At 40.6% G+C, this 11,484-nt stretch carries 8 protein-coding genes and 1 pseudogene; 2 read left to right on the top strand and 7 right to left on the bottom strand.

All coding sequences use genetic code 11. The features are described 5' to 3' along the window. Positions 1–122: 122 nt before the first annotated feature. Positions 123–1,820 (top strand): arginine--tRNA ligase, encoded by a 1,698-nt coding sequence (gene argS / locus H514_RS0117545; RefSeq protein WP_027448121.1) that lies wholly within the window; start codon positions 123–125, stop codon positions 1,818–1,820. Positions 1,821–1,835: 15 nt separating this feature from the next. Beyond that, positions 1,836–3,038, top strand: coding sequence for a nuclear transport factor 2 family protein (locus H514_RS24080; protein WP_051255207.1), 1,203 nt, complete (start codon positions 1,836–1,838; stop codon positions 3,036–3,038). Positions 3,039–3,071: 33 nt separating this feature from the next. Here H514_RS24080 and H514_RS0117535 read toward each other — a convergent pair whose 3' ends face one another. From H514_RS0117535 to H514_RS23430, 7 genes and pseudogenes are all read right to left on the bottom strand, one after another. Further along, positions 3,072–4,184, bottom strand: coding sequence for an NADH:flavin oxidoreductase (locus H514_RS0117535; RefSeq protein ID WP_027448120.1), 1,113 nt, complete (start codon positions 4,182–4,184; stop codon positions 3,072–3,074). A 619-nt stretch (positions 4,185–4,803) separates the two neighbouring features. Beyond that, positions 4,804–5,676 (bottom strand): SDR family oxidoreductase, encoded by an 873-nt coding sequence (locus H514_RS0117530; protein WP_027448119.1) that lies wholly within the window; start codon positions 5,674–5,676, stop codon positions 4,804–4,806. A 118-nt stretch (positions 5,677–5,794) separates the two neighbouring features. Then, positions 5,795–5,989, bottom strand: coding sequence for a YppF family protein (yppF, locus tag H514_RS0117525; RefSeq protein WP_027448118.1), 195 nt, complete (start codon positions 5,987–5,989; stop codon positions 5,795–5,797). A gap of 102 nt (positions 5,990–6,091) precedes the next feature. Continuing rightward, a pseudogene (locus tag H514_RS24455) lies at positions 6,092–6,775 on the bottom strand (DUF4349 domain-containing protein). A 345-nt stretch (positions 6,776–7,120) separates the two neighbouring features. Further along, entirely contained in the window at positions 7,121–7,261 is a 141-nt protein-coding gene (sspL, locus tag H514_RS24450; RefSeq protein WP_081673077.1) for a small, acid-soluble spore protein L, read from the bottom strand. A gap of 43 nt (positions 7,262–7,304) precedes the next feature. Further along, complete coding sequence (locus H514_RS0117505) at positions 7,305–8,963, bottom strand: CoA-disulfide reductase (RefSeq protein WP_027448115.1); 1,659 nt, start codon at positions 8,961–8,963, stop codon at positions 7,305–7,307. A 190-nt stretch (positions 8,964–9,153) separates the two neighbouring features. Continuing rightward, positions 9,154–11,379 (bottom strand): beta-propeller domain-containing protein, encoded by a 2,226-nt coding sequence (locus H514_RS23430; RefSeq protein WP_051255206.1) that lies wholly within the window; start codon positions 11,377–11,379, stop codon positions 9,154–9,156. Positions 11,380–11,484 lie beyond the last annotated feature (105 nt).

Genomic DNA, 11,484 nt, shown 5'->3' with positions numbered 1-11,484 from the left:
AAAAGTGAGGAAGTAGCTGTAATAAGTGAAGAAGCCATCCATAAAAGTGAGGAAGCAACCACAATTAGTGAAGAAGTTGCCCCTCTCAGTACGGAAAAGAGTGACTACAAGGAGGAATTACAATGAACTACCAAAACGAAATCATCACAATCCTACACCAACCATTACAAAACAAACTATCAGCCGAACAAATCGAAAACTTAATCGAAACACCAAAACACACACACATGGGTGATGTGGCACTCCCATGCTTTGAACTATCCAAAATTGAAAGGAAAAATCCAGCCCAAATCGCCCTAGAGCTTGCACCTCAACTCAACACTGAAAACACAATCATCTCACAGGTTGAAGCAGCAGGCCCTTATGTGAACTTTTTCTTAGACAAATCCCAATTTGCAACACAGCTACTGAAAACGATCATCACGGAAGGTCAACAATACGGAACACAATCCTATGGCGCGGGTAAAACGATCACGATGGATGTCTCCCACCCAAATATTGCAAAACCATTTTCAATGGGTCACCTCCGTTCAACAGTGATCGGCAATGCAATCGGAAACCTTCTTGAGAAAACAGGCTACAACGTCGAGCGTCTCAACTACCTTGGGGATTGGGGGACACAGTTCGGAAAGCTCATTGCTGCCTACAAACTTTGGGGAGATGAGGAGAAAGTTCGTGCTAACCCCATCCAAGAGCTCCTGAACCTTTATGTATATTTTCACGAAAAAGCAGAGGAGGACAGCTCACTTGACCAGCTCGGTCGTGATTGGTTTAAAAAGCTAGAACAGGGTGATGAAGAGGCAACGAAACTATGGAAGTGGTTCCGTGAAGAATCTTTAGAAGCGTTCCAAACGATTTATGATCTCCTTCATGTTTCATTTGATTCGTACAAAGGTGAATCTTCCTTTCATGCTCAATCCGATCAGATCATTGAGATGCTAGACCAAAAAGGATTGCTAGAAGAGTCAGATGGGGCACAAGTTGTTCGTCTTGATGACTTAAATATGCCGCCAGCGCTTATCAAAAAATCTGATGGAACTACACTTTACACAACGCGTGACCTTGCAGCTGCAATCTATCGTAAAGAAACTTATCAACATGCTGAATCTCTCTATGTGGTGGGGAATGAGCAAAGTCTTCACTTCAATCAGGTAAGAGCTGTCCTTCATAAGCTAGGGTATGATTGGTCCGATGAGATTACCCACATTGCATTTGGGATGATGCTAAAAGACGGAAAGAAAATGTCTACACGTAAAGGAAAAGTGGTTTTCCTAGAAGAAGCATTAGAAAAAGCGATTCAATATGCCAAAGAAAATGTGGAAGAGAAAAATCCTGACTTAGCACAAAAAGATGAGGTCGCACGAAAGATTGGTGTGGGAGCGGTGATCTTCCACGACCTGAAGAACGATCGTCGTAATGACATTGAGTTTTCCTATGACGAAATGCTGCGCTTTGATGGGGATACAGCACCGTACTTACAATACACCTATGCACGTGCCAAATCCATCTTACGAAAAGCTGGGGCCACTTCTACAAGCTATCAATTTCATGAAGCCGACTGGAATTATGCATGGCCGATTATTCAAAAGCTCGCTTCATTCCCTGAAGTGATTCAACAAGCTGTATATTATTATGATCCCTCCAAAATGGCGAAGTACTTGTTAAAACTCGCCCAACATTTCAACAGCTATTATGCTAATGTGCGTATCTTGGAGGAAAGTCCTTATCAACCTTCGCGCCTAGCTTTAGTTGAATCTGTGAGTGTGGTTATCAAAGAAGGATTATCGCTACTCGGAATAGAAGCACCTGAAGAGATGTAAAAAGGAGGAAAATGGATGAGAGCTCCAGAATCTATTAGGAGGGTGTTTAAGAAGTTTGATGGAATTGCATTAGAAACGCTAACAAAAGCATGGCGTTATCCACAACAACCTGAGACGTATCAACGCACTGTACCCTTAATTAAAGAACAGCATGAAAAATACAATACGACAGGAAACTGTTTTGATTTATCACTATGGTTGTATGAATCTTTTCAGCATGAAGGAGTTTCAACATATTTTATTGGTGAATCCATGGGGACACCAGATGCTCATGTAGCTGTTTTAGCTCAAGATGAAAAAGGTTTTAACTATTATTGTGATTTAGGTGATCAATGGATTGAGCCTATATTGGTAGATGCTCGTTCAAAGGCTTTCACAGAAGAGATACAATATGGTTTTTTTCCAGGAGCTAATATTTCTATAAAAGCTGATGAGGACCAGTTTCAGGTCACGCATCATCGCCCAAATGGGAAGAAATCGACTCATACTTATTCCATGAATCCAGTGAGTTATGGAGTATTTATGGAAGCGGCTGAGGACTCTCAGACCTTGTTTCGTGCTCCTTTAGTTGAAACCCGATTTTACAACAAAGATTATGATGAAGTTGTTCACTGGGAATTCAATCAAGGTGAGTCTTTTATGAGTACAACGAAGGGGTTGATCAAGGATGAACCACCTGAAAATTTGGAGGAACAAGTTGAACGAATCTATGCTAAAACAGGGATGGATCCTACGATCATACGTGATGCCTTAACTGTATATGCAGATGAAATCAAAAAAGGAGTTGAGGATATGGAACAAACTTTATTAGAAGACTTTAAGGGTTTTTTAGGTGAGTATCGAGATTCTTGGAATAGCTTAGATGCAGAAAGAATGTCTTCGCATAACTCAAAGCAATTTAAGGCTGTATGGGCTAATCCAGATTCTATTACTTCTGATTGGGGATATGATGAAGCGAGAGAGGGATGGATCCAAGCTTATGAACAGTATCAAGGTAAAAAACCTATATGGCATTTTGAGGACGTTTTGATTGATATCAATAACCAAGAAGAAGGCGTTGTAGTTTGTTGGGTGAGCTTTGAACTGGATGGAGAGATGACAGATGTTAAATTATTATTCACTCAAACCTTTCAGAAGGAAAATGGAGCATGGAAGAAAATTAGAGAATACGTAGAAAACAGTTTTACGTATACACGCCAGGAAATACATACGTCATAGACAAAAAGCTCAGAGAATCTCTGAGCTTTTTTACTACTTGATATCCATGTTTAGTTCCATATCCTTAACATGAGCAATCGGGAAAAGAATGGACTCTGCATCAAATTCTTTTAACTCAAGACCTTTCTGAACCCGATGCGGAGTGTCAGGATTAGCAAGAGCGCCTGTACCAAGGGCTACAAAATCGGCACCTTCTTCTTCAACAGCTTTTAATGCCTGATCAGGGTCACCGAGTTTTCCATTTGCGATCACAGGCTTGCCACCGAAATCTTTTGCGGCTTTTGCCATAGAGCGAGATCCTTCTCCAAAACTATCAGCTGTACCGTCACCATCCGTTACATGGATATAGTCAATAGGAAGTTCACCGATTGTAGTAAAGATCATTTCGGCTGTCTCTTCTCCACCTGGCCATTTGTAAGCCTGATCGGATACTTTTCCTTGAGAAAGACGAATTCCAACCACAAATTTATTTCCGACTACTCCGCGGATTTCTTGAATCACTTCTTTTATGATTCTCAAACTGTTTTCAACATTTTCACCGTATTCATCTGTTCGTTGGTTCATGTAATCCGTTAAAAATTCATCCAGTAAGTAACCGTTCGCTCCGTGAATTTCTACGCCATCAAACCCAGCCTTTTTCGCTTTAATTGCTGCTCGAGCGAAAGAATCAATAACATTTTGGATATCATCAAGCGTCATTTCGCGTGCGGTTGGGAATGGACCTGATCCACCATAAAAACCGAGTTGTTCTCCTTTAGGCGCTACGTTAGAAGGGGCAATGGTTTCATCTACATAAGGGTTGCTTTGAACCTGTGCACCTGCATGCATGAGTTGAGCGATCATTTTCGTACCATGCTCGTGAACGGCTTCAACGATAGGCTTCCAGGCTTCTACATGTTCTTTTGTCGCAAGCCCAGGCTGATTATCGTAACCTTGACTATGTTTTTTATCTGTATAGATTCCTTCTGAAATAATGGCAGCAAAACCGCCTTTTGCATAACGTTCATAATATTGCTTCATACGATCATTAGCTCGTCCGTCACTCTCTGCTGTTACACGAGTCATGGGAGCTACAATATATCGATTATCAAGTGTTAAATTCTTTATCGTTTGTTCAGTAAAAAGGGATTCGTATTTGTCTGTCATATGGAAACCTCCTGTGATCTTGATGTTGAAACATGAGCTATTATAATGAAAACTTTTAGATAAAGCTAAATATGTGCTTTGGTTATTATGTTCATTATTGTTATTGATATCCGTTTTTGTGAGGAGATAAACTATTTCGCTTTGGGAGGGATCGTACGTATGGAGAGCCAAAAATAAAAAAGCATGTGACTCTAAAACTAGAGTTCACATGCCTTTGTTCCTTGTCTAGGAAATTATAAAACTTGTGACTTGTGTATAACTTTTTAACGGGAGCGGGGCCACATCCAGCTTCAGCGCCCAGCAACGAATGGACTTGGGCCCACACGACGTGGGTCAGATCGACGTTGTCACAGGACGTGACGAGTTTAGTCGATCATTCTTACTCCGTACGATAAGTCAACATCGATTCACCAAGGCTCATCGTGTTTCCTTTACACGTTTGTGAAATGAAATTTTAACAACGAAGAAAGTCGACGTAGTTAAAATTTCTAGGTGAAAGTACCACGGCAACTAAGCTTCTGTCTGCGCCTGTCGGCTTGCCAATCAGCAAGTTTGGTTAATCGTACTACGGGCTCAGTCCAGTCCCTTCGTTGCTAAACGGGCGCTTGCGCCTTTGTTCCTACCCATTAATAATAATCCCACCATTCACATGAATCATCTGACCGCTCACATAAGAGGAATCTTGGCTAGCTAAATAAACATAAGCAGGTGCTAGTTCCTTCGGTTGCCCTGCTCTTTTCATTGGTGTACTTGTGCCGAATTGCGCTACTTTTTGTTCATCAAAAGTAGACGGAATTAGTGGTGTCCAGATCGGTCCTGGAGCTACACCATTCACTCGAATACCTTTTTCGATAATCGATTCAGATAGGGAGCGGGTAAAGGCGGTGATGGCTCCTTTTGTAGCGGAATAATCCACAAGGTCTTTTGAGCCTTGGTATGCTGTCACGGAAGAGGTATTAATAATAGAACTCCCCGGTTTAAGGTGTGGGATCGCGGCTTTGGTCATGTAAAAGTAGCCAAATAAGTTGGTCCGGAAAGTCTGCTCCAGCTGTTCACTCGTTATATCCATAAAATCCTGCTGTGGATGCTGTTCAGCAGCATTGTTTACGAGAATATCAAGTTGGCCAAACGTATCTATTACTTGATTTACAGAGGACTCACAAAAGGCTTGGTTTCCCATGTCACCACTAATAAGGAGGGCGCGTTGACCTTCTTGTTCCACAAGGGATTTCGTTTTTTCTGCGTCACTGTGTTCATCTAAGTATAGAATGGCTACATCTGCGCCTTCCTTTGCAAAGTGTAGGGAAACAGCACGTCCAATACCACTATCCCCACCTGTGACGAGTGCAACTTTTCCTTGTAGCTTTCCACTACCTTTATAGTTTGGATCCATATATTCTGGCTGAGGGTTCATATCACTTTCAAGGCCAGGCTGCCTGTCTTGATGTTGAGGAGGTTGTCCTTGACCTTGTTGTTTGTTTTGATTACTCATAACATCAACTCCTTTTCTATACATCTTCCCCTGATCTGTACTCCGTTACACTCGATCTTTACAGTAATAAAAAAGCTGGTGAGTATCATCACTCACCAGCTTGAATAAGTATAAAGTTTTAAACAGGTTCGATTTCTTTGTGAGGTGATTCTGCACCTTCTTGGTGGAGTTGCTGAAACAGTTCTCGGTAAGATTGAGAAGAAAGGCTGCCATTTACATATTGCTTTTGGCAAAAGTCCAGTAATTGATCAGCGGTTTCCGGGGCTTCCTGTTTCTCTCTCTCATAGGCTTGAATCAGCTCGTTTAGGTGCATAGGTGAAATCCTCCTTTTGATTATTAGTATCATCTTAACATAAACGAAAAGATATAAAAGGGGATTTTTAGGATTGGAGATATCCACCAATTAGGAGCTTGTTTACTCTTCTTTGCTTCGCTTTTTTATATACCTTCTAACGAAGAAAATCAGTAAACCAGCTAAGACAAATAAGGCTAAAACAGGAGAGTATCCAACGATTCCGATAAACAAGAAAGAGAAGAATTTTTGCATGTTTTGTACGGAATTGATAAACGTTTGCTTCGTTTTCGCCCATGTTTGTAGCTCTTCTTTTTCAGCTTGTGGGACAATCACCTTTGTTTCTTGAATATGAAGAGTGATGGTAGAAAAGTCACTTTGATTTTTTAAGTAATTCATCTTGCCCTGGATTACTTCAATTTCCTCTTGGATGCGCTCTAAGTCTTTTGAAACAGCTAACAGGTTATCGGTATTATCTGCTCTTTCTAAGAAAGTTAGTAGTCGTTCCTCAACCTTTTTCTTAGCGGCTAAACGAGATTCGAGGTCTACATATTCCTTCGTTACATCCTGACCATCTGTATTACTTGAAACAATTTCTCCATTTAATGGTTTGAGTCCATTTTTAAAAGGATCAAATTACTGTTGTGGTACTCGCAATTTAATTGTAGCTGTTGTTTGATCATTTTCTCCCTTATTTGTAGAGGAACTCACCATATATCCATTATGTTTTTGTATAAGCTTTCTGAGTTCATCATTATATTGTTCATAATCTTTTGTTTCAATTCTGATGTTGGCTTTGTAAATCATCATTTTCTCTTTTTGATTCGTTAAGTTCACGTCATTTTCTTCACTCCCATTTGTGACGGAATCATACGATTTCTTTCCTTCAGATTGCTTTGATTCTTCTCTGTTCATTTCACGATCCTGAGAACTACCTGACTCTCCTTCTGCGCTGCCGTCATTTGCGGCATTTTCATTACTTTGATCATTGCTGCAAGCGGCGAGCAAGAGGAGTAGTAAACACATTGACCCTATGATGATCTTTTTCATTTTGTGACCCCCTTTATATAAAATTAGACGTCTCGAAATAAAGGAGGTTACACAAATGGAAAAATTTGAACAATAGAAAAAGCTTGGGAAGGCTCCCAAGCTTTAGATTTTCGTATTTTTCTTTTTCGCACGTTCTTCTAGTTTTGATTTGGCTTGCTGGTCAGCTACATCCTCTGAGTTTCCTTGAGGATTCACACTCGATGAGATTTCTTTTCCGCGGTTTTGGTTTTTGCGTTTGCTCATTGGGGTCACCTCCACGCATTAGTGTGTGAAAGAGGTGATGGCTTTATCCAATAACAATTTTGGTGTCTATCCCATTAGCTGTAGAATAGGTTTTCCAACCCCCATCAACATTTCGGACTTCAAAACCGTTAAGCCACAAAATTTTAGAAGCTAGATATCCTCGAAGGCCAGCCTGACACATGACGTTAATACGCTGCCCTTTAGGGATTTCATCAAGACGATCACGCAATTCATCTAATGGAATATTGAGGGAGCCAGATACGGATCCTTTTTCATATTCATTTGGATTTCGAACATCAATTAGCACTTCGCCATCATGTATGGCCTGATCAATCTCATCCCAGTGAATAATTTCAACATCTCCATCTAGTACGTTTGTGGCTACATAACCCGCCATATTTATCAGATCTTTTGCAGAAGAATAAGGTGGTGCATAGGCAAGCTCAAGGTTTGGTAGATCACGGACACTTAATCCACCCTTGATGGCTGTAGCGATCACATCGATTCGTTTATCTGCGCCTTTTTTAGAAACGATTTGTGCTCCAAAAATATCACCATCCGGGCTGAAGAGTAGTTTGATTGCCATTTGTTCAGCCCCAGGATAATACCCTGCATGAGATCCAGGGTGGATGTGGACGGTTTGATAAGGAATATCTAATGCTTTGAGCCTTTTCTCGTTCACACCTGTAGTTGCTACTGTATAATCAAAAACCTTCACAATAGATGTTCCTAATGTACCAGGGTAGGATTGGTCCCCGCCATAGATATTATCAGCAACAATGCGACCTTGACGATTGGCTGGCCATGCCAGAGGTACCATGGTGGGTTGTTTTAAAATATAATCCTGCACTTCAATGGCATCCCCAATTGCGTAAATAGATTCATCATTGGTCTGGAGGTGCTCATTGACTACGATGCCTCCACGGTTTCCGATCTCTAAACCAGCTTCTTGCGCTAGTGTACTCTCAGGTTTTACACCGATAGAAAGAATCGTCATATCGGTTTCGATTCGTTTTCCACTTTCCAAAATCACATTGATACCTTCGAAAGATTTCACACCATCTTGTAGTAAAAGTTCAACACCATGTGCTGATAATTCTTGATGCACATAAGCGGCCATTTCTGGATCAACAGGACCCATTACCTGATCACCCTTTTCAACAAGAGACACGTTAAGTCCTCTATCAACAAGGTTTTCAGCCATTTCAATACCGATAAACCCACCACCAATAATGGTGACATGGTTTGGCTTTTTATTGTCTACATAGGATTTAATCTTATCTGTATCTGGAATATTACGTAAAGTAAAAACATTGGCGTCATTAATTCCAGGTATAGGCGGTACGATTGGTTTAGCACCAGGGGAGAGGATGAGCTGATCGTAGCTTTCTTCATAAACCTCTCCTGTAATTAAGTTTTTGGCCTTGATCTTTTTATGATTTCGGTCAATTTCTATGGCTTCTGTTAAGTTTCTGATATCAAGGTTGAATCGTTGTTTCATACCTTCAACTGTTTGAACGAGAAGTTTTTGACGATCGTGTATCGTTTCGCCAATATAATAAGGTAACCCACAATTGGCAAAAGATATATGTTCACCGCGTTCAATTAAAACGATATGACTTTCTTCATCCAAGCGTCTAAGACGTGCTGCAGCAGTAGCTCCCCCAGCAACACCGCCGATAATAACAATTTTTTTAGTCATAAATGATCCCTCCATTAGCTTAACTTTTAATACCCCTAACCGTATTTTATGTTTTAACAGGAGGGAAGTAAATAGGTTTTGATGGATAGTTGTGACAGTTCTGTTGCAAATAGAAAAGCGCAAGCGCCGGGGCTCTTTACTAGACATCAAAAAAGAGCAAACCTTGTTTTAAGGTCTGCTCATTTGAAAATTATTTATATTGATCTTCTGGAAACTGAACTCTTGATAATCTTTCTTCAGTATTTAAATCCAGCGCTTCCATTCTGTCATCCGAGAACGTGTAGAACGTATCTCCAATGGACATCATACGTGCGATACGGTGGTCCCATTCAGGGTAGTGAAGCTCTTTGTCTGGCTGGTGTGTAACTCTTGTTTTAAAGTTAAATCCTTCTTCTGGTGTTACAGAGTATAGGTATGCGCCTTCAAAGGCAAATTCATGCATACCAGATGTCGTATCTTCAGTTAGTTCGATCTTTTCATTCACCATAATTGGGAAGCCAAATAAGTTTTTGTCCGCATGATAGTAAAGGGCTTTGTGATTGTGACTTAATTCAGAGTTCGTCCCACGACCACCAATTAATTCTACGTCTTTTTCGATTGGATTATTTACATCACTAATATCAAACAGGGATAGTTTCACACCATCTGTCGTAATGCGACCATCACTTAACTGCTTGGTTTGTTTCCCGAATCCAACCACATGATTGTCTCCGATTGGGTGCAAGTAGTTACTGAAGCCAGGGATTTTTAACTTACCTAATACCTTAGGGGACTCAGCATTTTGTAGGTCGATTACAAATAGCGGGTCCACTTGTTTAAAGGTTACCAAGTAAGCTCGATTTTGCATGAAACGAACGCTATAGATGCGTTCACCTTCAGCGAGACCTTCAAGTTGACCTAATTGATTTAAAGAACTGTCGAACGTATATAAGTTATTTTCAGATGGATTCTGATCATCCCACATATGGCCTTTCGTTGTGGCAACGCGGAATGTACCTTCACGTTCATCCATTGCGAATTGATTAATGAGCGTGCCTGGCACTTTTGCTTCTGCATCATAGGTTACATTTGTACCATCAACACCAAATTGATAGATTTTGGTATCAGGTGTTGTAACCTGTTCACGAGGCATGGTGGATGCTTGTTTGAGGTTAGGATAATCACGAACAGCCATATAGATATGATCTTTAGACATATAAACGGTTTGACCTGACCCTAAATACGTCTTAACGTTTGCTTTCTCATCAGTTTTCGTCACGTCAAAAGAAGTAATCGTTACAAATGTTGTGTCATCACTACCGGGTAACTTGTGCATACGATCATAGGATATCGGCATTGATTCTGATCCAACCGCAGAGTCTTTGTATCGTGGACGTGGGTCTTCTTGTTCTTTAGATTCATCTTCAAGTTGGGTATCACGTGTCATGATGTGAAAAGGTGGGTGTTCATTTGTGATGAAATACAGGTTTTCATCAATAAGTCTGGATGTCATATAACTTCCTTGAACGGCAACTTCGCGAACTTTTTCAGGGTTGACCGGGTTTGAGACATCATACACGTAAACGGCTGTTTGTCCTCTGTGATAAGGGAGGATCATTTCTTTTGTAACACCGTCTTCAGTCATTTGCTTTTGTTTATAAAAGGCTTCACGTTTATGGCCCATCACAACAAGTCGGTCTTCATAGATATAAATTTGATTCGGGCTGAAGTCTTTTTCTTGAATTGTGCTTAGTAGATTACTGTCTTCAGCAGGGTGGGCTTTGGTAATCGTTATGTCGGTGTTACGAACATAATAAAAGTTCTCCCCGTCTGATTTTAGGATGTCTGCTTCGTCAACACCTTCAACTTGGGTGTTTGTTTTAGAGCCTTCATCTCCGCTGCTGGAGCTTTTGGATTGATCGGTTGAGGATTCGTTTGTACTCTCAAATTGCGCTGTTTCTCCTTCAGAGAAAAGTTGGTAGCGTGATTCTTGCTTCTTTTGTAACTCAGCTAGTATGTTCATGAAGTTTTCTTTTGATCCTACTGCTGGAAGTTCATCGCGTGTTTGAAAATCAAATTCAAAGTCATTGGCTAGTTTATAACCATTTTCTGATTCAACCTTTTGAGAAATGATAAGCTTAAAATGTTGATTCATCGTATAACCCTCATCAGGGGACTGAATGGTTAAAACTTTTCCATTTTGAGATAGTTCGAATGTAACTTCAACTTCTTCATTATTTTCGTTTAATACCCGCACCGTTTCATTTGTGAAGCTGTCAGGTTTCATAGCCTTTGTGAATGTGACCGTCCAATCTTTATGGACAGGGACGACTTTGGCTTCGTCATTCACATCAGCTGATACCATGGTTTGCTGAAGAGCGAACACAGCAAACACCGCTACAATGACAGCAGCAACTCCTACATACAATCGTTTCATGTGGACACCTCATTTTCTGCTTGTTTAGTTAGGTAGTCGTTAGTGGAGTGAAAAAGTTACAGTTGAGGGAGATTTTTTATTTGGAGGAGTGGTTGGAGATATAGG

Source organism: Pontibacillus marinus BH030004 = DSM 16465, from assembly GCF_000425225.1.
GTDB lineage: Bacteria > Bacillota > Bacilli > Bacillales > BH030062 > Pontibacillus > Pontibacillus marinus.
The sequence above is the reverse complement of the archived record's forward strand: the minus strand, read 5'-3'. Positions and strand labels throughout refer to the sequence as shown.

What these genes read in the sequence shown, in the direction of transcription:
- H514_RS0117535 (WP_027448120.1), bottom strand. Translation starts at nt 4,184, where the DNA reads ATGACAGACAAATACGAATCCCTTTTTACTGAACAAACGATAAAGAAT.
- H514_RS0117505 (WP_027448115.1), bottom strand. Translation starts at nt 8,963, where the DNA reads ATGACTAAAAAAATTGTTATTATCGGCGGTGTTGCTGGGGGAGCTACT.
- argS (WP_027448121.1), top strand. Translation starts at nt 123, where the DNA reads ATGAACTACCAAAACGAAATCATCACAATCCTACACCAACCATTACAA.
- sspL (WP_081673077.1), bottom strand. Translation starts at nt 7,261, where the DNA reads ATGAGCAAACGCAAAAACCAAAACCGCGGAAAAGAAATCTCATCGAGT.
- H514_RS23430 (WP_051255206.1), bottom strand. Translation starts at nt 11,379, where the DNA reads ATGAAACGATTGTATGTAGGAGTTGCTGCTGTCATTGTAGCGGTGTTT.
- H514_RS0117530 (WP_027448119.1), bottom strand. Translation starts at nt 5,676, where the DNA reads ATGAGTAATCAAAACAAACAACAAGGTCAAGGACAACCTCCTCAACAT.
- yppF (WP_027448118.1), bottom strand. Translation starts at nt 5,989, where the DNA reads ATGCACCTAAACGAGCTGATTCAAGCCTATGAGAGAGAGAAACAGGAA.
- H514_RS24080 (WP_051255207.1), top strand. Translation starts at nt 1,836, where the DNA reads ATGAGAGCTCCAGAATCTATTAGGAGGGTGTTTAAGAAGTTTGATGGA.